The sequence below is a fragment of the Flavobacterium hiemivividum genome (genome assembly GCF_004349145.1).
GTDB lineage: Bacteria > Bacteroidota > Bacteroidia > Flavobacteriales > Flavobacteriaceae > Flavobacterium > Flavobacterium hiemivividum.
Window position 1 is genome coordinate 515289 of record NZ_SMFO01000001.1, and the last position, 24520, is coordinate 539808.

Below are 24520 nucleotides of genomic sequence, written 5' to 3' on the forward strand. Positions count from 1 at the left end.
GGAAAGCAGGAAATAGCTCCAAACACTAAAATAAGTAAAGTAAAAAAAAAAACAGCTACCAAATAATTGATAGCTGTTTTTAAATATTATTGACAATGTTATTGCTTCATTCTTCTCATTGATTAAATCAAGAACCACACATTTCGCAATCGTCTGGACCAGCGTTTTTAGCTAATTCGATCATTGCTCTGTACTCTTCGGCACTCATCTCTACCGCTGCTGGAGCCAATGCCGGAGCAGGTATAGACATTACTTCGATTGGTTCTGCTTTTTTATCATTGTTCAATGTGAACTTAATTGCATCAACAGCCGCTTTTGTTCTCAAGTAATACATTCCAGTTTTCAGTCCAGACTGCCATGCATAAAAGTGCATAGAAGTTAGTTTCGAATAATTGGCGTTTTGCATAAACAAGTTCAATGATTGCGATTGATCTACAAAATACCCACGTTGACGAGACATATCGATAATGTCTTTCATCGACATTTCCCATACTGTTTTGTATAATTCTTTCAAGTTTTGAGGAATATTTAGATCTTGAACAGAACCATTATTTCTCATTAATTCTTGTTTTAAGGTTTCGTTCCACAAACCAAGTTCCACTAAATCATGCAATAAATGCTTGTTTACTACAATGAATTCCCCAGACAATACACGACGTGTGTAAATATTAGAAGTATATGGTTCGAAAGCTTCGTTGTTTCCTAAAATTTGAGAAGTCGAAGCAGTAGGCATTGGCGCAACTAATAATGAATTACGAACTCCGTGCTCCATTACTTCTTTTCTCAATGATGCCCAGTCCCAACGGCCTGACAATTCTTCGTCTTTAATATTCCAAAGATTATGTTGAAATTCTCCTTGAGAGATTGGCGATCCTTTAAATGTTGAATATGGCCCTTCTACTTTTGCCATTTCCATAGAGGCGGTTACAGCAGCAAAGTATAAGGTTTCAAAAATTTCTTGATTCAGCTTTTTAGCTTCATCCGATGTAAAAGGCAATCGCAACATAATAAAAGCATCTGCTAGTCCTTGTACTCCAAGACCAATTGGTCTGTGACGCATGTTAGAATTTTCAGCTTCTTTTACTGGATAGTAATTTCTATCGATAACTTTATTCAAGTTTTTCGTCACACGTTTTGTTACATTATAAAATGCTTGGTGATCAAATTTACCATTTTCAACAAACATTGGTAATGAAAGTGATGCAAGATTACAAACCGCTACCTCATCAGCAGATGTGTACTCCATAATTTCAGTACACAAGTTAGAAGAACGTATTGTCCCTAAATTCTTTTGATTTGATTTACGGTTAGCTGCATCTTTGTATAACATATAAGGAGTTCCAGTCTCGATTTGAGATTCTAGAATTTTCTCCCACAATTCATGTGCTTTAATTGTTTTTCTTCCTTTACCTGCTTTTTCATAATCAGTGTACATTTTCTCAAATTCTTCACCGTACACATCATACAATCCAGGACATTCGTTTGGACACATCAATGTCCAATTCCCGTCTTCCTGAACTCTTTTCATAAACAAATCAGAAGTCCACATGGCAAAGAATAAATCTCTTGCACGCATCTCTTCTTTTCCTGTATTTTTCTTTAAGTCTAAGAAGTCAAAGATATCCGCATGCCAAGTTTCGATATAAATAGCAAAACTACCTTTACGTTTTCCTCCACCTTGATCTACGTAACGAGCCGTATCGTTAAACACTCTCAACATAGGAACAATTCCGTTTGACGTTCCGTTTGTACCACGAATGTAAGATCCTGTTGCGCGAACATTATGAATAGAAAGCCCTACTCCACCCGCTGATTGCGAGATTTTTGCCGTTTGTTTGAGTGTATCGTAAATTCCATCAATACTATCATCTTGCATCGCTAATAGGAAACAAGAGGACATCTGAGGTTTTGGAGTTCCTGAGTTAAACAATGTTGGTGTTGCATGCGTAAAGAATTTCTTAGACATTAAGTCATACGTTTCTAAAACCGACTCTAAATCATCTAAGTGAATCCCAACAGAAACACGCATTAACATATGTTGTGGTCTCTCTACAATTTTCCCATTTATCTTTAGCAAATAAGAACGTTCTAATGTTTTAAATCCGAAATAATCGTAGTTAAAATCTCTATTATAAATGATATGTGAGTCTAAAAACTCAGCATTTTCTTGAATTACTTTGTAAACATCATCAGCAATTAATGGAGCGTATTGTCCATTTCTTGGATTCACATATTCAAACATTTCGGTCATTGTTTCCGAAAATGATTTTGTTGTATTCGAATGCAAATTTGAAATTGCAATTCTCGCTGCCAATTGTGCATAATCTGGATGTGCAATAGTCATCGAAGCTGCTGTTTCAGCTGCTAAATTATCTAATTCTGACGTAGAAACTCCATCGTAAAGTCCTTCAATTACTCGCATTGCCACTTTCACAGCATCCACCAAATCATTCAAACCATAGCATAGTTTTTTAATTCTATCTGTGATTTTGTCGAACATTACTGGCTCTTTGCGGCCGTCTCTTTTTACTACGTACATAATTTTTATTGGTTTTAAAACAGAGAATCCCTTCACTGTTTTTTGTTATTTGTTAATGCTGAAATCATTTCAGCATCTGTTTTTTGCCATTTCCAAAATACATCGGAAGGCGCTAAGGCACAAAGTTTTTTATGCTTTAAAATATGTTTATTGCCCTTCCACGAACAATTGGAAGGCAGGAAAACTCAAAGTTTTTGTTAATCTTATTCGCTATGAAAGCCAACTTAGTATTATTGACTAGTCACTTTTACGACAAGACCACTAAAAGTCAGCGTCAAAAGATATTTTTTGAGCATCGCCATCAGTATTCATAACTCCTGATTTTTGGTATTCCGCTACTTTCTTTTCGAAGAAATTAGTTTTTCCTTGAAGCGAAATCATATCCATAAAATCAAATGGATTTGTAGTGTTATATTCTCTGTTACATCCCAATTCAACTAATAATCGATCTGCAACAAATTCTAAATATTGTGTCATTAATACAGCATTCATTCCTATTAAGCTTACTGGAAGTGATTCTGTAATAAATTCTCTTTCTATATTTAAAGCATCTACGATAATGCTTCTAATTCTTTCTTTTGGCACTTTGTTTACCAAGTGATGGTTGTGTAAATGCACTGCAAAATCACAGTGAACACCTTCGTCACGAGAAATCAATTCATTAGAAAATGTCAATCCTGGCATTAAACCACGTTTCTTTAACCAATAAATAGAACAAAATGCTCCTGAAAAGAAAATCCCTTCCACGGCTGCAAAAGCAATTAAACGCTCAGCAAATGAATCAGACTCTATCCATTGTAGTGCCCAGTCTGCTTTTTTCTTAATAGCAGGAAAAACTTCCAATGCATTAAACAAATCATCTTTCTCCGCTTCGTCTTTTACATAAGTATCGATCAATAATGAATAGGTTTCACTATGAATATTTTCCATCATGATTTGGAAACCATAGAAAAATTTAGCTTCAGCATATTGTACTTCATTCACAAAATTCTCAGCCAAGTTTTCATTTACAATTCCATCAGAAGCAGCAAAAAATGCAAGAATATGTTTGATAAAATATCTTTCATCATCATTCAGTTTATTATTCCAGTCATTTAAATCCTGAGATAAGTCAATTTCCTCAGCAGTCCAAAAACTAGCTTCCATTGATTTGTAAAACTCCCAAATATCATGATGTTTGATCGGAAAAATTACGAAACGATTTTTATTCTCTTGTAAAATTGGCTCTAGTTGTGTCATTGTGAGGGTTTATTTTTTATGCGTTTAATAAAATTTATTACTTTTTGATCTTTACAAAGATTGTGAAATATTGCGGTAATAAAAAGCCAAACTTATCCACAATCCGACCTAGTTTTTAACAAAGGACTGAAATATAAATAATTTTGATATTTTCTATAAGGCTCTGTTCTTAAGACGATTACAATAATAGGAAATCCCTAAAGTACCGTGAAATATAGGATTTAGAAAATCAGAAAAAAACAGAAAAAGTAGATTTCTATTTTTGGTTTTTTAAGTCTTGTGCGACCTGCTCTAGCTCTAAGTACCAGTCTTCACCAAACCTTCTAATTAAAGCTTCTTTGACAAATTTGTAAACCGGAACTTCAAGCTCTTGACCTAAAGAACAGGCTGCGTCACAAATATCCCACTTATCATAATTGACGGCAGCAAATTCAGTGAAGTCTTTTACACGAACCGGATATAGATGACAGGAAACAGGTTTTTTCCAATCAATTATTCCTTGATTGTAGGCTTGCTCAATTCCGCACAAAGCAGTTTTACCATCAAAGATTACATAAGCACAATCTTTATCATCAATCAAGGGCGTTTCAAGGTCACCATCTACACCTTTTGTCCAAGTTCCTTGCGCTTCAATAGCTGCAATTCCCTCCTTGCGTAAAAAAGGTTTTACTTTTGGATATATAGATTCGAGGATTTTAGTTTCCTCAAGACTTAATGGCGCTCCAGCGTCGCCGTCTACACAGCAAGCGCCTTTACAAGCGGTCAAATTGCAAACAAAATCTTTTTCGAGCAAGTCTTCTGAGACGATGGTTTTTCCTAGTTGAAACATTCTGCAAAGGTATTCAAAGAAATTTAAAAAAGCACATCAGCAAATCATAAATTCGAAAACAAAAACGGAACAGATTGAAAACCAAACTACATAAATACATAATCTGATTTATTAAATGCATTTCGTTTCTCGACTAAACTAACACACTTCATCGTGGTAACCGCCCCCTTATTTTTTAAATCTTTCATACTCATAGTCATCATCAACGGTGTATAGGCTGCTTTAAAATAATTTTTCAACGCATTGAGAGTCGTTTGCTTTTGTTGCGCTCTAAATAAATCCGAAAAACTAACTTTAGCTTCATTGGTATAATAAAATACCATTTCATAATCTTCGCTGTTAGCTTGAATTCCCTTACACTTATAACCCATGATTACCTTATCATGAAGAACTTTATACGAAAACTCCTTGTTTTCATTTTCTGTTATTTCAGAATAATCAGGCATTCTAACAGCCATTGCCATCTTCCCTTCTTTCTCACTAAAGGCAGTAATCATAAACTTGTTTTTACTATCAATAACCATAAATACACCTCCCGCTTCTCTCATTTTGAAACCAAAATACTCCGACCTGGACTCCAACAAATAATCCACAATCATCGGTTTTTCATTCTCCGCTTGAATTTCTAATGAATATTCCCAACTGAACGGATAAGATTTTGGAATCAATGTAACATCAATCTTATTTTTCCCATGAACCATTGACATTATATCAGCATTCATAGCTGCCTCATTATCTTTCGTCGAAATAGAATCTTCCGGAACAGCTTTTGAAACTATTTTATCTTGGACTTTCTTGGACAACTTTCTTAAAATTTGCCCTTCTACCGTAGTTACAAAAAACAACGAGAGCACTATACTAAAAACACGAAATATCTGTCTCATCGCAATCTATTTAAAATCATAATCAAATTTACGAATTGATTTTCAGATAGTTAAATATTATTCAAAAGAAAACGGCTATTCTGCATTTATTATAAAAAAGACTGATTTACCACTATATAAACTATTAAACGCCAACATAGTAATCAACCAAAGTAAATTCAATACTTTTGCAGAAAATTAACAAGCAAGGTTATGCAATTAGATATAAGAGAGATAGCTACTGTTGGAATGGTATTATTTGCCGTAATTGATATTATAGGATCTATTCCTATAATTATTGATTTGAAGTCTAAATTTGGAATTATTGAATCAGAAAAGGCTTCTATTGTAGCAGCTGTCATTATGATTGTTTTCTTATTTGCGGGTGAGGAACTTTTAAAATTGATTGGCATTGATGTCAATTCATTTGCCGTTGCTGGATCTTTTGTTTTATTCTTCTTAGCGTTAGAAATGATACTGGGAATTCGTATTTATCGTGATGAAGAAGCTAGCTCTGCTTCCATTGTTCCACTTGCATTTCCATTAATTGCTGGAGCAGGAACGATGACCACTTTACTTTCCTTAAAATCTCAATTCCATACCATAAATATCATTATAGCGATCCTATTAAACATTCTTATCGTGTATTTAGTTCTAAAATCATCTTCCAAAATCGAGAGAATGTTAGGTCAAAACGGCCTGGGCGTTGTTAGAAAAACTTTTGGAGTTGTTCTACTGGCGATAGCTGTTAAATTATTCGCTGCTAATGTTAAAGGTTTGTTTCTCTAATCTTTTTTTTTATAAATTTACTCCCTAATGTAGCCTGTAAATATAATCTGATTTAATTGGAATATATTTTAATTTAAAATGCTCCTTAAATCTTTTATAACAAATCTGGCTAAAAAACCCATATTATGAAAATTTTTACTAACGTATTAGTATTTCTAGCAGTAGCGCTTATTATTTTCAACATTACATTGCTAGATTTTAGTCAACCGTTTCAAGGAGACAGTATGGTAGCAACTATTGGAATTGGAGCTGCTTTTTGCGCTGTATTAATTCTTGTGATTTTTAGAATGTCTAAAAAAATTGAAGAAAAAATGAACGACAACAGATAGTTATGTTTGACGTTTTACTTATTGGCGGTGGTGTTTCAGGAATGTCATGTGCTCTAGTTTTAGGCTCTGCAAAAAACAAAAAATTTGCAAGTAATAAAGAAATTGGAATTTTTACCCATCAAAAATCATCATCACTCCAAGAAGCTCTTTTCAATAACGCCTACGGAATTCCTGCCGGAACTTTGGGCTCAAATTTATTAGTTCAAAGTACTGAACAACTTTCCCGTCTTTATCCTCACATTCGTCAAATAGCTAATGAAAAAGTAATAAAAATAGAAGGAAACTCCCCAAACTTTACTGTTACCACAAATAAAAATACCTATAAAACAAAAGCTATTGTAGTCGCTATTGGCGCAGCAAACACTTTTTCTATTGAAGGATTGATGCAATTTGTAGAACCCCATCAGAAATCAATCCCTGAAAAACAAAGAATACAATTGCGCAATACTGATCATAAAGTCGCTGAAGGCATTTATGCCGCAGGAACTCTTGCTGGCTGGAGAAGCCAACTCGCTATTGCCGCTGGAAGTGGCGCCTCAGTAGCCACCGATATTCTTACACTTTGGAATAACGGAACTCAAACACATGTGCACGACAGCATTAGATAAATTCCTTTATTTATCCGGAAACAATAGAAGTTTCCTCTTTTTTTTCGAAAACTAACTAGCTTACTTTTCAGTAAAAATAACGACTAATCTTTTTATCAAGAGATCAATTTACTTTTTAAGTACCGCCTTAATCATCGCATCTTCTTTTAAAACAATTTCATAATAGCTGCTTTCTCCATACAATTGACGGGCAAATTCAGCGGCGAGATAACGCTTTACAATGGCTTTGCTTTTTGACAAATTTAAATCTAAGCCATTTTTAAAAAGGTATTTTTGGAAGGTGCTAAAATACAAATCAGTTTTACCCATTTTATTTTCAAATTGCGTAAAAGAGAGGCCTTTAAAATCACTTCTATTTTTGTCTAATTGTTCAAAAACAAAATTCACCACAAATCCAGATTTCATCAAATACACGGTGTTTTCATTACCATGCTCTACTTCGAGAGGAACGAAAATATCAGGAACGATTCCGCCGCCGCCGTACACAATTTTTCCTTTGGGTGTTTTAAATTTTAAACTATCAGCTATCTTAATGCTGTCTTTCTCATATAATTCACCGTTCTGGAAACGAATTTCAGACTCTTTAAAATACTCTTCATTACCTTTAACGTATGGTTTTTGTATCGATCTTCCTGTGGGCGTGTAATATCTCGCGACTGTCATACGAACTGCAGAACCATCTTCAAAATCCATTTCGCGCTGTACTAACCCTTTCCCAAAAGAACGGCGCCCAACGATGATACCTCTATCATTATCTTGAATCGCTCCTGCCAGAATTTCACTCGCCGAAGCACTATTTTCATTTTGCAAAACAAAGACTTTTCCACTTTCAAAATCACCTTTTTTGGTTGCGTAGGTTTTTTTAATACTGCCTTTTTTATTTTTAGTAAAAACAATTAACTGCTTGTCTTTTAACACTTCATCCGCGATCTCGATTGCTTCTTCCATATATCCACCTCCATTATCGCGGAGATCGATTACAAGCGTTTTCGCTCCTTGATTTTTTAATTTGGCCAGGCCGCTTTTAAATTCTTCAAAAGTTGTTTCTGCAAAGCGATTGATTTTTATATATCCTGTATTATCATTCAAAAGAACTGCTGCATCGACACTTTTTAGCGGAACAACTCCACGTTTAATTTTGAGTTTTATTTGTTTCCCAGCAGATTTTCGATAAATAGTAAGTTCTACTACAGAACCCTGCTCCCCTTTTAACTTAGAGAAAAGGCTATCGCTAGGTAAATTACGACCAAATAATTTTGTTTTATCGGCATATAGAATTCGATCTCCAGCCTTTACTCCAGCCTTGGCCGAAGGACCATTTTCGATAGGTCTAATGATTGCGACAGAATCTTTATACATATAAAAATTTACGCCAATTCCCACAAAATCACCTTTCATGTTTTCTGCAACCTGAGCTTGTTCACTTGGCGGAATATAAACAGAGTGTGGATCTAGCTGACTTAGAATATTGTCAACCGTAATGTTTACAATAGAATCTGTATTTACATTATCTACATATTCATTATCTATAAAATCAATGAGTTTATTGATTTTAGTTTTGGAGCTATTTTCTATCAAAAAATGATCTCCATTGAAAGTATTTAACCAGCCGCCAATAATAATCCCTAGCGCAAGAGTTGCACCAATGAGTATTGGCAGGTATTTAACTTCATTTTTCATTTATTCTTCTAATATCGAAATATGCTCTACGACTACGCCTGCTTTCATCAAAAACTGAATCCCTGAATCATCACGGTAACCTTTATGATACACGACTCTAGTTATCCCAGATTGATGTATCAATTTACTGCATTCTTTGCACGGAGACAAGGTAATATATAAAGTAGAACCTTCACAGGACTGTGTCGATCGTGCTACTTTTAATATCGCATTTGCTTCAGCATGCAAGACATCCCATTTCGTAATTCCTTCATCATCCTCACAACAGTTTTCAAAACCGCTAGGAGTTCCATTATAACCGTCTGAAATTATCATTCGGTCACGAACGATTATTGCTCCTACTTGTTTGCGCTTGCAGTAGGATAAACTTCCCCATTCAGTAGCTATTCTCAAGTAAGCCTTATCGTATTTATTCAGTTTTTTTGCTTCCATTTTATCTAATCCAAATTTCATTTTCAATTATCATTGGCAATACTACCCCTATTATAAATGCTGACATTACCAAGGTCCAATCCCTTTTAGAAAATCTAAAAACCGTTTGAACAATATACGACAGCATCAAAACTATAAAAACGACAATAATTTGTGCTGCTTCAATTCCTAAGGCAAATTCGCCCAAAGGCAATAATTTTGATGTCGTGCTTCCTCCAAGAATAGCCTTAAAATAATTAGAAAATCCTAATCCATGAATAATTCCGAAAAAAAGCGTGACAAAAAATATCAGATTTAAACCGTCTTTTTTGTTTGTTTTTCCAGCAGTAAACAGGTTATAGAAAGCAGTAATTACAATAGTAATGGGAATCAACAATTCCACGACATTTGCCTTAATTACAATAATTTCTAATACAGAAAGTAGTAAAGCTACTGTGTGTCCTATTGTAAAAAGCGTTACTAGAACTACAATTCTCTGCCAATCTTTAAAAGAAAACGGAACAGCCAAAGCCATTAAAAACAAAACATGATCGTAAGCGTTGATATCCAAAACGTGTTTCAATCCTATTTGGAAATAAATCAAAAATTCTGACATAGGTATTCTTATTATTGTTGATTAAGGGATTGTAAACTTACGATTTATTTTGAAAATGGTGGAATCCAAAACTTAAAACCTATCTTTATATTTCGATAAATAAATCCAATTATTATAAAACAAAATTTAAAACGAAATTAAATTAATAGTTTAAAATTTGATTTATATTTGTAACATACAAAACACAATTAATTATGTCATTTTCAGATTTATTTGATAGCGAATTCAAGCAAAGAAACAAAGGTCACTTTTCTTCTATTGTGAGATTAGCGTTAGCCGATGGGGTTTTTGCCCCTGAAGAAAAAGAGTTTTTAGACAAATTAGCCATTAGGCTGGAAATTTCTTCTGCAGAATACGAAGAGATTTTAGAAAACCCTTCAAAATACCCAATCAATCCTCCATACTTAAATTCAATGAGACTGGAGCGTTTGTACGACTTAGCTAGAATAGTGCGGGTTGACCACGTTTTGGGAGACAACCAAGAAGTTATGTTGAAAAAACTTTCATTAGGAATTGGTTTTACTCCAGAAAACGTAGACCTAGTTGTTGCTAATGCACTTTTATTAGTTGATAACAATGTAGATAGTGATGATTTCGTTTCAGAAATGGAAAAACACCTTTAAAATATAAAGAGCCCTAATAATTTTAGGGCTCTTATTTATTATTTTAGTACTTACTTAGTTTCGCTTGGTGCATAAACTCCTCTGCTTTCTCTACCATATTATAGCTTCCACAGAAAAAAGGAACTCTTTCATGAAGTTCTGTAGGCTGTAATTCCATTATTCTATTGAATCCATCTGACGCTTTTCCGCCTGCTTGCTCTACAATGAAAGCCATTGGATTACATTCGTACAACAAACGCAATTTTCCTTTTGGCGCTTTAGAACTTGTTGGATAAATATAGATTCCGCCTTTTATCATATTTCTATGAATGTCAGAAACTAGACTTCCTATATAACGGGATGTGTACGGTCTATCTCCTTCTTCTAACTGACAGTATTTAATGTAATCTTTAACCCCTTGTGGAAAATGAACATAATTACCTTCATTGATAGAATATATATTTCCATCTTCAGAAAACTGCATATTAGGATGTGATAAATAAAATGTTCCAATTGCAGGATTTAATGTAAAGCCATTTACACCATGCCCAGTTGTATAAACAATCATGGTAGATGTTCCATAAATTACGTAGCCAGCAGCAACTTGACTCGTACCTGGTTGTAAAAAGTCCTCTAAAGTTACAGGTGAACCTATTGGCGTTACCCTTCTATAAACAGAAAAAATTGTTCCTACAGATACATTTACATCTATATTTGATGATCCGTCGAGTGGATCCATTAATACCACATATTTATTATTGTGGCTATTATCACTCCCTTCAACAGTAATAAAATCATCATTTTCTTCAGATGCTATTCCGCATACAATTTCACGATTTATTAATGTTTGAATAAAAACTTCATTGGCATAAACATCGAGTTTCTGCTGGTCTTCCCCTTGAATATTTTGTTCTCCGGCCGCTCCCACTATGTCAACAAGCCCCGCTTTATTCACTTTGTAGTTGACTACCTTAGCAGCTAATCGAATCGAATTTATAATTCTGGATAATTCACCTGACGAATATTGAAAGGCATTTTGGTTTTCAATGATAAATTCCCCTAAGGTCTTGTTGCGTTCTTTCATTACGAAATCGTTGTAGTTAATTTGAAGTCACAAATATCGTTTTTTTTGTGAAAATGAATTGAATAAAATTTACTTAGTTTATCAGTATTGTATATTTGCTCATAAAACAGCTAAATTATAGGTTGAAAAAGCTTTATTTTAAGTTTTTAACCTTTAAAACACGAATTTATGATTATTAGAAAAGGAATCCCAGAAGACATGACCGCCGTTCTGGCATTAATTCAAGAATTAGCTGATTTCGAAAAGGAACCTGATGCCGTTTTAATAACTGTTGATGATTTAGTTAGAGATGGTTTTGGTGCTAATCCTTTATTTAATGTTTTTGTAGCTGAAGTTGAATCGGAAGTTGTAGGTATAGCTTTGTATTATTATCGCTACTCTACTTGGAAGGGAAAAATAATACACCTAGAAGATCTGGTGGTAAAAGATAAAATGCGTGGCACAGGAGTTGGCTATGCTTTGTATTCTGAAATTATCAAACAGGGAAAAAGAGATAATGTGCGAAGAATTGACTGGCATGTTCTAGACTGGAATACACCAGCGATTGATTTTTATGAAAAATCAGGGGCAGCAGTTTATAAAAATTGGTATTTAGCACAAATGGACGAAGAAGCAATCAACGATTTTGTTGACAATAAATTAAGAAAATAAGGTTAGCGAATAGAGGTTAAAAGTTGGAATTTATAATGTTGGAATTTTTATTATTATGAGAGTATTCAAATTTGGAGGTGCATCCGTAAAAGATGCTGAGGGAATTAAAAATGTGTATGACGTTTTACAAAAGGTAGGTTATGAGGATGTTTTATTGGTAGTTTCTGCAATGGGAAAAACCACTAATGCCCTCGAAGTAGTGATAAAAGACTATTTTGAGAAGTCTTCAGCTCTAAAATCCTCAGTTCAAGAAGTAAAAAAGTACCACAATCAAGTCCTTTTAGATTTGTTTGAAGATGATAAAAACCCAGTTTTTACTGCTGTGCAAGCACATTTTGTTGAACTAGAATATTTTTTATCACATAACAAATCTCCTAACTATGATTTTGTTTATGACCAAGTGGTGAGTTATGGAGAGTTGATTTCGACAACAATTCTTGCTCATTTCATGAATCATATGGGAATAAAAACAGAATGGATTGATGTTAGAAACTTCATCAAAACCGATTCTAACTATAGAGATGCAACTGTGGATTGGGATCTTACGCAAAAGAACATTTCGAAAAATGTAAAAAGAAAAATGTTGAACATTACTCAAGGTTTCTTAGGTTCTAACGAAAACAATTTCACAACAACATTAGGTCGTGAAGGTTCAGATTATACGGCGGCGATATTTGCTTACTGTTTAAATGCTGAAAGTGTAACCATCTGGAAAGACGTCCCTGGAGTGATGAACGCTGATCCACGTTATTTTGAGAACGCAAGTTTACTAAACCAGATTTCGTATCGTGAAGCTATTGAATTAGCCTTTTATGGTGCAACAGTGATCCACCCAAAAACTTTACAACCATTACAGAAAAAAGAAATTCCTTTGTATGTAAAATCTTTCATAAATCCTTTACTAAAAGGAACAAGTGTTTCAAAAGGTGTAAATCTAGAGCCCTATTTACCGTGTTTCATCGTTAAAAGAAACCAGTTGCTAATTTCACTTTCTTCTATCGATTTTTCATTTATCATGGAAGAGAATATTAGTGAGATATTTTCTTTATTCCATCAATTTAAACTAAAGGTGAATTTAATTCAAAATACCGCGATTAGCTTCTCTGTGTGCGTCGAAGATAAATTTGATAATTTCGACGAGCTGAATGCTATTTTATCTAAAAAATTCAAAGTCGATTTTACACCAGATGTAACTTTATACACCATTAGGCATTTTAATGATTCGGCTGCTCAGACAGTGGAACAAGGTAAAAAAGTAGTTTTGAAACAAATTAGTACTGAAACAATGCAAATTGTGACTGTCGAGTAAGAGTTTAATTTTCGTTGTCTGCTTTAAAACACCATTGCTCATAGTTATATAGAATACACTACTTTTGAACTATAGAAGTTATTCTCTTTATGGCACAAAAAGTATTGGTTTTACTAATGATTATATGTTTTTCTGGGCTTTATGCCCAGGAAAACAATTCATTATACAAAACCAAGAAAATTCCTGTTTCCAGAGACACTATTCGCCTTCAAAATGAAAGCCTAAATGCTTCTTTTTTTAAATTGCTTGACGCCAATAGCAGAGCGATAGACAGCACTTTCTATACAATAGATTTTCTAAAAGGAACTTTACTCTTAAAAAACAATCTTCTACTTGCATCTGATTCTATAACGGTACAGTACTTGAAATTCCCTGATTTTTTAACCAAGGAATACCGTATCTACGATCCTAGCAAGGTAGTTAGCAACGATATCAACTCGGATAAATTATATCAAGTAAACACGAAATCTACTGAGAAAAACATCCCTTTTGATAGACTAACTACTTCAGGAAGTATTACCCGCGGACTAACCATAGGTAATAACCAAAATACAGTTCTAAATTCAAATTTAGATTTGCAAATCACAGGAAAATTATCAGATAAGGTTAGTTTGCGAGCCTCATTGCAAGACAGCAATATTCCGTTGCAAGACGGCGGCTATTCGCAAAAGCTAGACCAGTTTGACAACATTTTCATGGAGCTATTTAGCAATAAATGGAATATACGAGCAGGAGATCTCTTTCTAGAAAACCACAGCAGCCAGTTTTTAAACTTTAATAAAAAGGTTCAGGGGCTTTCCGCAAATTTTGATTTTGGAACACCGAAAAATAAAACAAATGTTTTTGCCTCCGTAGCATTAGTTAAAGGACAATATGCCAAAAGTAATTTCACTGGAGTCGAAGGAAGCCAAGGACCCTATAAATTAAAAGGTCAAAATGGCGAATTATATGTACTTGTAATCTCTGGCTCAGAACGCGTTTACGTAAACGGATTGCTTTTAGAAAGAGGCGAGAATAATGATTACACTATCGACTACAATGCTGGCGAAATCACATTCACTCCCTTGTTTACCATAACTTCAGAAATGCGTATCGCTATTGAATACCAATATTCCGATCGGAATTATACGCGATTTGTGACTTATGCGGGTGCAACACATCAAAATGAAAAATGGACTTTTGGAAGTTATATCTATTCTGAAAATGACATTAAAAACCAACCTTTACAGCAAAACCTTACTAAAGATCAAGCGCAAATCCTGATTGAGGCTGGAGATAATCAAGAGTTGATGGTCGCTCCATCGGCTTATCCAGATTCTTTCTCTGACAATAAAGTGCTGTATCGAAAAATGATCCTAAATGCCACTGAAATTTTCGAATATTCAAATGAGTCTCAGGAAGAGTTATTCAATGTAAGATTTAGTTTAGTAGGACCTAATAAAGGAAATTACATCTTGAAAAATGCAGCCAGTGTCAGTAGAATTTACGAATACATTGAACCGATAAATGCTATTCCGCAAGGAAATTATGATCCTACAATCCAGCTTGTGGCCCCTACAAAAATTCAAGTGGCTACATTTTTAGGAAAGTATTCTCCATCAGAGAAAACGGCTGTTGATTTTGAAATCGCGGTGAGTAATAACGATGCTAATCTTTTTTCGGCTATTGATGATTCAAATAATCAAGGAATAAGTACAAAAATAAATGCTCAGCAAAGGTTGTATTCGAAAAAATGGATCGTCGATGCTTTTGCTAATTATCAATTTACGCAAAAAGAATTCACAACCGTCGAACGGCTTTACACCATTGAATTTGATAGGGATTGGAATTTGGGAACAACAGCATTTGGGAATCAAAGTCTATTGGTTTCAGGCTTGAATTTTAACCTAAATCCCAAATATAATCCTACTAACAAGGGAATCTTAAAATACCAATTTGAAAAACTAGATTTCTCTGAAAGTTTTTCTGGAAACAGACATATTCTGAACGGGTATTTTAATTTAAAAAACTGGAGTTTCAAAAACCAGGGAAGTTATTTAAGAAGCGACGGCGCACTCAGCTCTTCAAATTTTATTAGAAATCAATCTCAAATTCGGTTTCACTTTGATAAAAATTGGATTGGCTCCAGCCAACGTTTTGAAGACAACCAAGAAAAAAATAAAACAACAAATGAATTTTCGAACCTAAGTCAGCGCTTTTCTGAATATGGATTGTTTGCCGGTCGAGGTGATAGCACAAAGGTTTTTGTTGAACTAGGATTATTAAGAAGAAGTAATGACAGTATTCAAAATGGAGTATTACAAAGGGTAAATAATTCTCAAACCTACTATTTGAAATCAAAATTAATTCAGACGGCAAAAAGTGATTTGTCTGTTTATACTAATTATCGGGTATTGGATTTTGAGGATGCTTCGAAGCGAAAAGAGCCTTCGCTAAATTCGAGAATCGTATATAACGACCGTTTTTTCAATCAGCTGATTCAAGGAACAACCGCTTATGAAACCAATTCTGGGACTCTACCGCAGCAGGAATTTACTTATCTTGAAGTGCCCACGGGGCAGGGCGTTTACACTTGGAATGATTACAATGCAAACGGAATTCAGGAGTTACAGGAATTTGAAGTGGCTCCATTTATCGATCAGGCAAAATACATTAGGGTGTATTTACCTAATCGAGTTTATATAAAAACGCATCAGACAAAATTCTCGCAATCGATTATTTTGAATCCGACTCAATGGCAAAACGAAACCGGATTTAAAAAATTCAGTTCGTTTTTTTACAATCAAACTTCTTTTATTATTGATCGAAAAACAAAAAATGAAGGCGGCAATTTCGAGCTGAATCCTTTTAATTCCTCACAAGAAAATGTATTGGGATTGAATTCCAGTTTTAGAAATAGTTTGTTTTACAACAGAGGAAAACAAAAGCACTCCGTCACCTACACTTATATAGAAAACCAAACGAAAAATTTACTTTCCATAGGATCACAGGAGTCTACAAATAGCTCAAATCAGTTCCAATATTCTCATTTGTATAAGAAAAGTTGGTTGTTTGGCGCTTCCGCAAAAACGATTCAAACCTCTATAATTTCCGAAAATTTTCCTGAAAAGAACTATACAATTTCAGGTTATCAATTAGCGCCAAAAATCAGCTACCTATTTTCGAAAAATACGAGTTGGGATGTGTTTTACGAGTTGCAAAACAAAGAAAACCAAATTGGAGATTTCGAAAAATTACTTCAAAATCGTTTTGGAACATCCTTTTCATATGCTGGCGAGAAAAAAATCACAATGAATGGTGAGGTTTCCTTTTATCAGAATAAATATACTGGCAATGAGTTTTCTGCTGTCGGATTTCAAATGTTAGAAGGTTTACAAACGGGTCAAAACATCACTTGGAGATTGCTCTTACAAAAAAACATCACCCAATTCTTAGACATTAATTTTAATTATCAAGGTAGAAAAAGTGAAACAAGTCAAGCTATTCATACTGGCAATGTGCAATTAAGAGCTTATTTTTAATACGAATACTAATTTCAAAGCATTGATACTGCAACGTATTCCTTTTCAAAACAGTAGTTTGAGTATCTTTCCCTAAAAAAAACAACCATGTCCCTACAGAAGGAAGTGAACAAGATTCCGAAAAACATTTTGGTTGCTCCATTAAATTGGGGCTTGGGTCATGCAACGCGTTGTATTCCCATAATTAAGGCGTTACAAGAGGGCGATTACACCCCGATTATTGCTTCTGACGGAATTGCGCTTGCCATGTTGCGTAAAGAATTTCCTGACGTGCAAACCCTCGAATTGCCTTCCTACCAAGTCGAATATTCTAAAAAAGGAAGTGATTTTAAATGGAAGATGCTACTCAATACTCCGAAAATGCTGAAAGCAATTTGGAGTGAAAAAAAAATGGTTGCTTCATGGATTAATAAATACAAAATTGATGGAATAATCTCAGACAACAGATTGGGCGTTTTTAATGAAAATATTCCTTCTGTTTATATAACGCATCAACTGAATGTGATGTCTGGAAGCACGACTTGGCTAACTAGCAAACTACATCAAAAAAGCATTAAAAAATTTACGGAATGTTGGGTTCCTGATGTCGCGGGAGAACCAAATTTAGCGGGAGAATTAAGTCATTCGAAAGAGCTAGCCTTTACTCCTAAATATTTAGGCTCATTAAGCAGGATGCACAAGAAAGACGCTGCAAAACAATATGATTTAATGATCGTTCTCTCCGGCCCAGATCCGCAACGAGGAATGCTAGAATCCATCTTAAAAACCGAGTTAAAACACTACGAAGGCAAGGTCGTTTTCATAAAAGGAATAGTGGAAGAAGAGCAAAAAAAGGAAAAGATAGAAAGCATTACTTATTTCAACTTTATGACCAGCCTGCAGCTCCAGCAAACTTTTAATGAAAGTAATCTCGTTCTGGCACGTTCAGGATTTACAACAATTATGGATTTGGCAAAGCTTGGTAAAAAAGCGTTTTTCATCCCCACTCCGGGGCAATATGAACAAATGTACTTGGCTAGAAAGCTAAAGAAAGACGGTATCGCTCCATATTCAGAACAAGATGATTTTAAAATCGAAGACTTGATTGAAACAAAACAATATTCAGGGTTCGCCGACTTTGAAAACATTCCTAATTGGGAAAAATTATTTGAAGTTTTCGAAATTTAAAAAATTATACTACCAAAGAAAAAGCTGGCTTTCACATCATTATTGATATAAAAACCAGCTTTCTAATTAAATAGTTTCCTTCGTTATTTTTTGTCTGAAAATTTTTCGTGTTTAATAGTCTTTGCATTAATCATAAAATACACTGATTCGGCTACGTTTGTACTGTGATCTGCAATTCTTTCGAAGTGTTTTAAAGCAATAATTAAACTGGTTCCAGAGCCAACTGTTTTAGAGTTACTTTTCATCTCACTAATAATATTATCGATCGCATCACTGCTTTTACTTTTAATATCTCTGTTCAGCTTAAAAATTTCTTCAATTGCAGTTTCATCCATATTCTGGAAACACGCATTTGTTTGAATTGTGATATCTTCCACTCCCCTAACAATATCAGCTATTTCAAATTTTGAGATTAGCTCATGTTTCTCCTTAATGCTTTTCGTCAGCTTGATAATACTCATCGATAAATCGCCAATTCTTTCTATCTCCCTGCTTATTTGCATTGCTGAGATGATAAAACGCAAGTCGGACGCGACAGGCTGTTGCAAAGCGAAAACACTTTGACAGATATCGTCAATTTTCACATCAAGTTTGTCAATTTTATTTTCAGTTTTCTTTACTTCTTTACTTTCTAAAACGGGCTCTGAAAGTACTGCCTTAACAGCTTCAGCGACCTGACTTTCAGCCAGACTCCCAATTTTTATTATAATCATTCTAAGTTTCCCTAGTTCTGTTTCTAAGTGTGATGCCATTTTATCTAAAGATTTGAAGATTTAAAGTTAATCGATTATTGATACAATTCATAATCATTTCTATCCGAATCTTCCTGTTATATAATCCTCCGTTTGCTTGATAGCGGGTTTTGTAAAAATAGTTTTTGTTTTGTCGTATTCTATTAGCTCTCCCATATAGAAAAAAGCAGTAGTATCACTTACACGACCAGCTTGTTGCATGTTGTGTGTTACGATAACAATAGTATATTTATTTTTTAGCTCATAAATAAGCTCTTCAATTTTGGAAGTAGATATTGGATCTAAAGCTGATGTTGGCTCATCCATCAATAAAATCGATGGTTTTATTGCCAATGCACGAGCGATACACAACCTTTGTTGCTGTCCTCCAGAAAGTTCAAAAGCTGATTTTTTCAGTTTGTCTTTTACCTCATCCCAAAGCGCTACTTGCTCGATAGTAGTAATAACACGCTCTTCAATTTCATTTTTGTCGGTAATTCCGTTAACTCGCAATCCATAAGCTACATTCTCAAAAATAGTCTTTGGGAAAGGATTTGGCTTTTGAAAAACCATACCTACGTTTTTACGTAAATTATCAACATTGGTATTTTTTGCGTAAATATCTACTCCATCAATAGCAATATTTCCGGTCATTTTAGTACCGTCTATAAGGTCGTTCATTCTATTTAATAAACGCAGGTAAGTTGACTTACCACAACCTGATGGCCCAATTAGCGCGGTAACCGTATTCTCCTTCATCGATAAAGAAATATCGCGCAAAGCATGATTTTCTCCGTAGTAAAAATTTACGTTATTTGATTCTATTTTATGCATATTAGTTCATTTTTACTTTTTTTCCATAATATTTACGAAGTGCATTCGCCAATAAATTAGAAATTAATACAATAATAATTAAGATAAGTGCCGTACCATAAGCCATTGCTCTTGATTTTTCAATATTAGTACCGCTGGTTGCGATTACATATAAATGGTAAGGTAAAGCCATCGCCTGATCAAAAATGGAAGTAGGCAATTTAGGTAAAAAATAAGCAGCTACGGTAAATAAAATTGGCGCAGTTTCACCAGAAACTCTTCCTATGGATAATATTAATCCTGTAATAATATTAGGAAATGCGATTGGGAAAACAATTTTACTCGTGGTTTCCCACTTACTTGCTCCCAACCCTAAACTTGCTTGTCTAAAGGTATCATCGACTGCTTTCAAAGATTCTTCTGTTGTTCGAATAATAACCGGAAGAACTAATAAGCCCAATGTCAATCCACCAGCTAAAATCGAATCTCCAAATTCCAACTTATTCACAAATAATGCCATCCCGAAAAGTCCAAATACAATCGATGGAACTCCCGCAAGGTTATTTGTCATTTGCTTAATGATTTTTTTGGGCCAACCATCCTTTACATATTCATTCATGTAAATCGCTGCAAGCACACCAACTGGAAATGCAAATACCATACTTACCAAGACCAAACAAAGTGTTCCTACAATAGCGGGGAAAATTCCGCCTTCGGTCATTCCGTTTTCAGGCATGGCGCTGATGAATTCCCAGCTGATAACTCCAATTCCATTAATAACTATAAAAGCTAATATTACAAATAGAAGTCCTACAATGGCGTAGCTCGTTGCTGTAAAAATCCCAAAGGCAATTTTTTGACTTCTTCTTTTTTTCTTTGCTAAATTATTTTCAGTACTCATTTTAGTGTTTTTTTTGTGAGTTTCTATTGGTCACCACTTCTACTAACATATTGATCCCAAAAGTGATTATGAAAAGAATACATCCCAACGCGAATAATGCTTCATAGTGCAGTCCACCGTTTGGCGCCTCACCTAATTCTGCTGCAATAGTTGCGGGAATTGTTCGAATAGGCGCTAAAAAGGAACTCGGAATTACTGCAGCATTTCCAGTTACCATTAAAACGGCCATGGTTTCGCCAATAGCGCGTCCAATTCCTAAAATGGCCCCAGCTGTTATCCCAGATGCAGAGTACGGAATTACTACTTTATATATCGTTTGCCAATGGGATGCACCTAAGGCCAAACTTGCTTCTTTCATCGCTCGTGGCGTGTTGCGCATTGCATCTTCAGAAATAGTGATAATAGTAGGCAAAGCCATGATTGCAAGAACCACACTTCCTGCCAAAGCAGTTTCACCCACAGGCAGATTAAAAAGATCTTGAATTAATGGAACAATAACCACTAGGCCGAAGAACCCATAAACTACAGACGGAATTCCGGCTAAAAGTTCAATAAGTGGCTTTAATAAATTGCGAGTTCTTTTCTTTGCAATTTCACTTAAATAGATCGCTGCAGCCAAAGCTATTGGCAAAGCCAAAAGTATAGCTCCTAAACTCACCCATAAGGTTCCGTAAATTAAAGGCTTAACTCCCATTTGTGCAACAGGTTCTGCCGTCGGAAACCATTCTTCATCAGATAAGAATTTATAAACAGTGATTTTATTTATATCAAGTTCTTTTCCTTTAAACTCTTCATTTACATACTTATCTGAAAAAAACGCTATAATTCCAGGCGTGTTTGCAATAAGTTCGTTTATTTTATCGGGGAAATTCGCAAAATTCTCACCCAGCTCTTCTTCTGAATAATAGTCTGTTATGTCTCCACTTCTAAACAAAACGATAGGCACATCTTTCCCGCCAAGGTCACTCCAGTTTGTAATTTTTTGATCAAAAATATCTTTTATTTGCGATGGATCTAATTTACTTACTGGATTAGAATTATTTACTGCCAATAAAAAACCCTTCTCTATTGGTTTTTTGGTAAAAACTCCAGCACCTTCTATAAATAGAAAAAAGATAATTAAAATCACCGTAATACTAGTAGCGGCGCTACTTAGCATCAAGATGGATTCAATTACCTTCTCTTTAATCTGTTTAAAATTTGTTTTCAAAAGAGTGTTTTTTAATTTTGAACAAAAATACGTCAGTCAAACTTGACGAATGTATTCCCTTTATTATCCTTATGTTAACTTAAGGTTAAGCGATTGATACAAGTTTAACACCACAACTCGTTCTATAAATAAAAAAAGGTTGCTCGTAATCGAACAACCTTTCATTATAAATAATAATTAACCTTTTTGTATTAGTTCAATGGAATATATCCTATTTCGCCAACTATTTTTTGTCCTTCAGCAGAAAGTGCATAATCAACAACTGTTTTTACTTTATCAGCATTTTTCTTATCAAACATATAGAACAATGGTCTAGAGATAGGATACGATTTATCTTTAGCGCTAGCTATAGAAGGCTCAACAAATGTTTTTCCTTGATCATACGACACTGCTAATTGTTTCACTTCCTTTGTTTCATATGCTAATCCGATATAACCGATAGCTCCTTTAGTTTGACCTACAGCTTGAACGATCGCGCCTGTTGCTGGTAAGTTTAAAATATCTGTAGCATAGTTTTTCTTGTCCATAACTTCTTCTTTAAAAAACTCATAGGTTCCAGATGAAGATTCTCTTGAATAAGCGACGATTTTTTCATCAGCACCGCCCACTTCTTTCCAGTTTTTGATTTCTCCTGTAAAGATTTTTTCTAACTGCTCACGTGTTAATTTAGAAACCTTATTTGCGGGATTAACAATTACTGTTAAAGCATCATAAGCAATTATCACTTCTTCAATTTCAATTTTCTTATCAGCAAACTTCATTTTCTCTTCGGTCTTTAGGTCTCTTGAAGCCATCGCGATATCAGTAGTACCATCAATCATTGCCGTAATTCCTACTCCAGATCCACCACCTACAACAGTAATGCTTACGTCAGCATTTGTTTTCATTAATTCTTCAGCTTCTTTTTGTGCCAATGGCAAAACAGTATCACTTCCTTTGATGGTTACAGACACTTCAGTCCCAGAAGATGCAGTTGCTTTATCTTCATTTTTTGCTTTACCACAACTTAACATACCAATCAATGGCAACATTAAAAACAATTTAGTTTTATTCATTTTATCTTTTTTATTAGTTCTATTAATTTTTCACGAAAGTACTGCCTGAATGTTAACTCCTTGTTAACTGAACATTAAACAATCTTTATTACTTATGTTTTAAATATCGAAATCAATTTCGAAAAAAAACACTCCTTATACATTATATTCCAATCTCTACTTGAAGTCGTCCAAACCAATTGTTATCTACACTTCCACTAAAATTCTTTACGTCATCATACGAAACCTCAGCTTGAACTTTTACTTTATGTCCAAATATATATTTAGATAATCCAATCGTGTATTCGTCTACATCTGGACTTAACGTTTGTATCGCGTCATTAACTTTTTGCGTTGAGAATCTACCAATTATTTGATAATCAGAAGGGAAAAGATAACTCAATTGAGTGTCAACTCCGTAACCTACATACACCGCTTGTTGTTTAGTAATATCCAGAGGATTTATCGTAATAGGATTATCAGTCGTTCTAGACATATAAGCCGCAGATGCCGTCCAACCATTATATTTAAACATGGTATCAAAAAATAAAGACTGCAGTGTTCTTGACTCATATAAGCTACTACCCAATTGTCCTTGAGAACGTAAAGCATTATTATTTTGGCTAAAAGCCCCAGAAACCATCCATTTCAGCGTTTTTTCTCGCGTTAAATCTGCTTCAAAATTTGATCCGTTTTTAGTAAATGCTCCAAGAGGAAATAATTCTACTTTTCCAGTTAAAGCGATTCCGTCATCTTTGGTTTTTACCCAGTTTCTACCTTCTCCTTTAGTAATTGCACCTTTTAATGCATATGAAAAATGTTCTGGGTTTTGTTTCGAATAATCTAAAAACACTCCAAAATCACGATCAATATTAAACTTCGAGTTGTTGATACTACGATCTGTAAGCTCTAAGGAATTTGAAGAGATTACACGTTGATTGTTACCTGGGAGTTTTGTTTGACCAAAACCGATTGTAAAATGAGAAGTAGGCTTGTAAAAAAGAACTCCATCTAAAATTACGTTTCCGCTATTCCCTACAGCCACAGTTCCAATATCTCTAGCCGAAAAACCTAGTTCAACTTTATATCCAAACTTCGGATTATAAACAAAACCATCTAACTTCAGTCGCATTCTTCTTATTTCTCCTTCTACAACTCCTGACTCGCCTTCTTCTTTACCAAAACCTATTCTACTTTGAACTCTAAAGCCAATAATCACTTGAAACAAACTATCTTTCTCTGTAAAACCCAGTTTTTTAGAGGAGGTTAAATAATGGTTTAGCTCTGATTTTTTTGCAGGCAATTCTTTAGTTAATTGTTGTTCTTGAGCCATCGTTATTAATGTAAACATTAGCACGATGCTTAATAAAAAATTTTTCATTTTAATAATTAGTTATTGTTGTGTTATTACGAGGCAAAATTAATGTTAATAAACCCTTTTAGTATTAAGCCAAGGTTAACATAACGGTAATTTAAAGCGACATAAAAACTACAACCGACTAAATTAAAGGTGCTTAAGTAAATTTACATCTTCTTGAAATAGCAATTAATGTCATTTAAACTCTTCCTCATTCAAATAAAAAAGCACCAAATA

General features: G+C 34.4%; 22 protein-coding genes. 8 read left to right on the forward strand and 14 right to left on the reverse strand.

Going from position 1 to position 24520, the window contains the following annotated elements:
• Window positions 1-127 precede the first annotated feature (127 nt).
• The 4 genes from E0F98_RS02310 to E0F98_RS02325 form a co-directional block, all read right to left on the reverse strand.
• Entirely contained in the window at window positions 128-2539 is a 2412-nt protein-coding gene (locus tag E0F98_RS02310) for a ribonucleoside-diphosphate reductase subunit alpha (protein WP_132108794.1), read from the reverse strand.
• Window positions 2540-2800: 261 nt separating this feature from the next.
• Window positions 2801-3778 carry a ribonucleotide-diphosphate reductase subunit beta gene (locus E0F98_RS02315; RefSeq protein WP_132108796.1) on the reverse strand — a complete coding sequence of 326 codons (978 nt, stop codon included), beginning with the start codon at window positions 3776-3778 and terminating at the stop codon, window positions 2801-2803.
• A gap of 256 nt (window positions 3779-4034) precedes the next feature.
• On the reverse strand, window positions 4035-4607 hold the full coding sequence (locus tag E0F98_RS02320) for a DUF3109 family protein (protein ID WP_132108798.1): 573 nt from the start codon (window positions 4605-4607) through the stop codon (window positions 4035-4037).
• Between the two features lie 86 nt (window positions 4608-4693).
• Complete coding sequence (locus E0F98_RS02325; protein WP_132108800.1) at window positions 4694-5491, reverse strand: hypothetical protein; 798 nt, start codon at window positions 5489-5491, stop codon at window positions 4694-4696.
• Window positions 5492-5683: 192 nt separating this feature from the next.
• On the opposite strand from E0F98_RS02325, the gene E0F98_RS02330 reads away from it, so the two are divergent.
• From E0F98_RS02330 to E0F98_RS02340, 3 genes are all read left to right on the forward strand, one after another.
• Entirely contained in the window at window positions 5684-6259 is a 576-nt protein-coding gene (locus E0F98_RS02330) for a MarC family protein (protein WP_132108801.1), read from the forward strand.
• 125 nt (window positions 6260-6384) lie between these two features.
• Window positions 6385-6588, forward strand: coding sequence for a hypothetical protein (locus E0F98_RS02335; RefSeq protein ID WP_132108804.1), 204 nt, complete (start codon window positions 6385-6387; stop codon window positions 6586-6588).
• 2 nt (window positions 6589-6590) lie between these two features.
• Window positions 6591-7196 (forward strand): FAD-dependent oxidoreductase, encoded by a 606-nt coding sequence (locus E0F98_RS02340; protein WP_132108806.1) that lies wholly within the window; start codon window positions 6591-6593, stop codon window positions 7194-7196.
• A 108-nt stretch (window positions 7197-7304) separates the two neighbouring features.
• Here the strand turns inward: E0F98_RS02340 and E0F98_RS02345 are convergent, their stop codons facing one another.
• Genes E0F98_RS02345 through E0F98_RS02355 form a run of 3 tightly spaced genes read right to left on the reverse strand, consistent with a single transcriptional unit; the run spans window position 7305 to window position 9903 of the window.
• Window positions 7305-8876 carry a S41 family peptidase gene (locus E0F98_RS02345; RefSeq protein WP_132108808.1) on the reverse strand — a complete coding sequence of 524 codons (1572 nt, stop codon included), beginning with the start codon at window positions 8874-8876 and terminating at the stop codon, window positions 7305-7307.
• Window positions 8877-9308: a deoxycytidylate deaminase gene (locus E0F98_RS02350; protein ID WP_132109334.1), complete on the reverse strand. Its 432-nt coding sequence runs from the start codon at window positions 9306-9308 to the stop codon at window positions 8877-8879.
• Window position 9309: 1 nt separating this feature from the next.
• Window positions 9310-9903: a HupE/UreJ family protein gene (locus E0F98_RS02355; protein WP_132108810.1), complete on the reverse strand. Its 594-nt coding sequence runs from the start codon at window positions 9901-9903 to the stop codon at window positions 9310-9312.
• A gap of 194 nt (window positions 9904-10097) precedes the next feature.
• Here E0F98_RS02355 and E0F98_RS02360 point away from each other — a divergent pair, with 194 nt between their 5' ends.
• Window positions 10098-10526, forward strand: a complete 429-nt coding sequence (locus tag E0F98_RS02360) for a tellurite resistance TerB family protein (protein ID WP_132108812.1) — start codon at window positions 10098-10100, stop codon at window positions 10524-10526.
• 43 nt (window positions 10527-10569) lie between these two features.
• On the opposite strand, the gene fbp is transcribed toward E0F98_RS02360, so the two are convergent.
• Window positions 10570-11589 (reverse strand): class 1 fructose-bisphosphatase, encoded by a 1020-nt coding sequence (fbp, locus tag E0F98_RS02365; RefSeq protein WP_132108814.1) that lies wholly within the window; start codon window positions 11587-11589, stop codon window positions 10570-10572.
• A 168-nt stretch (window positions 11590-11757) separates the two neighbouring features.
• Here fbp and E0F98_RS02370 point away from each other — a divergent pair, with 168 nt between their 5' ends.
• The 4 genes from E0F98_RS02370 to E0F98_RS02385 all read left to right on the forward strand — a co-directional run bounded on the left by E0F98_RS02370 (window position 11758) and on the right by E0F98_RS02385 (window position 18237).
• Window positions 11758-12240 (forward strand): GNAT family N-acetyltransferase, encoded by a 483-nt coding sequence (locus E0F98_RS02370; RefSeq protein ID WP_132108816.1) that lies wholly within the window; start codon window positions 11758-11760, stop codon window positions 12238-12240.
• Window positions 12241-12295: 55 nt separating this feature from the next.
• Window positions 12296-13549, forward strand: coding sequence for an aspartate kinase (locus tag E0F98_RS02375; protein WP_132108818.1), 1254 nt, complete (start codon window positions 12296-12298; stop codon window positions 13547-13549).
• Between the two features lie 89 nt (window positions 13550-13638).
• A complete protein-coding gene (locus tag E0F98_RS02380) occupies window positions 13639-17070 on the forward strand; it encodes a hypothetical protein (RefSeq protein ID WP_132108820.1) in 3432 nt (1143 codons plus the stop codon).
• Window positions 17071-17157: 87 nt separating this feature from the next.
• Window positions 17158-18237, forward strand: a complete 1080-nt coding sequence (locus E0F98_RS02385; RefSeq protein WP_132108822.1) for a glycosyltransferase — start codon at window positions 17158-17160, stop codon at window positions 18235-18237.
• 83 nt (window positions 18238-18320) lie between these two features.
• Here E0F98_RS02385 and phoU read toward each other — a convergent pair whose 3' ends face one another.
• The 6 genes from phoU to E0F98_RS02415 all read right to left on the reverse strand — a co-directional run bounded on the left by phoU (window position 18321) and on the right by E0F98_RS02415 (window position 24277).
• On the reverse strand, window positions 18321-18989 hold the full coding sequence (phoU, locus tag E0F98_RS02390; RefSeq protein ID WP_132108824.1) for a phosphate signaling complex protein PhoU: 669 nt from the start codon (window positions 18987-18989) through the stop codon (window positions 18321-18323).
• Between the two features lie 60 nt (window positions 18990-19049).
• Window positions 19050-19802: a phosphate ABC transporter ATP-binding protein PstB gene (pstB, locus tag E0F98_RS02395; RefSeq protein WP_132108826.1), complete on the reverse strand. Its 753-nt coding sequence runs from the start codon at window positions 19800-19802 to the stop codon at window positions 19050-19052.
• Window position 19803: 1 nt separating this feature from the next.
• Entirely contained in the window at window positions 19804-20682 is an 879-nt protein-coding gene (pstA, locus tag E0F98_RS02400) for a phosphate ABC transporter permease PstA (RefSeq protein ID WP_132108828.1), read from the reverse strand.
• Window position 20683: 1 nt separating this feature from the next.
• The gene (pstC, locus tag E0F98_RS02405) at window positions 20684-21892 is read right to left on the reverse strand and encodes a phosphate ABC transporter permease subunit PstC (protein WP_243699185.1); all 1209 of its coding nucleotides are present in this window, start codon (window positions 21890-21892) and stop codon (window positions 20684-20686) included.
• A 191-nt stretch (window positions 21893-22083) separates the two neighbouring features.
• Complete coding sequence (locus E0F98_RS02410) at window positions 22084-22947, reverse strand: PstS family phosphate ABC transporter substrate-binding protein (RefSeq protein ID WP_132108830.1); 864 nt, start codon at window positions 22945-22947, stop codon at window positions 22084-22086.
• A 142-nt stretch (window positions 22948-23089) separates the two neighbouring features.
• A complete protein-coding gene (locus E0F98_RS02415; RefSeq protein ID WP_243699186.1) occupies window positions 23090-24277 on the reverse strand; it encodes an OprO/OprP family phosphate-selective porin in 1188 nt (395 codons plus the stop codon).
• Between the last annotated feature and the right edge of the window lie 243 nt (window positions 24278-24520).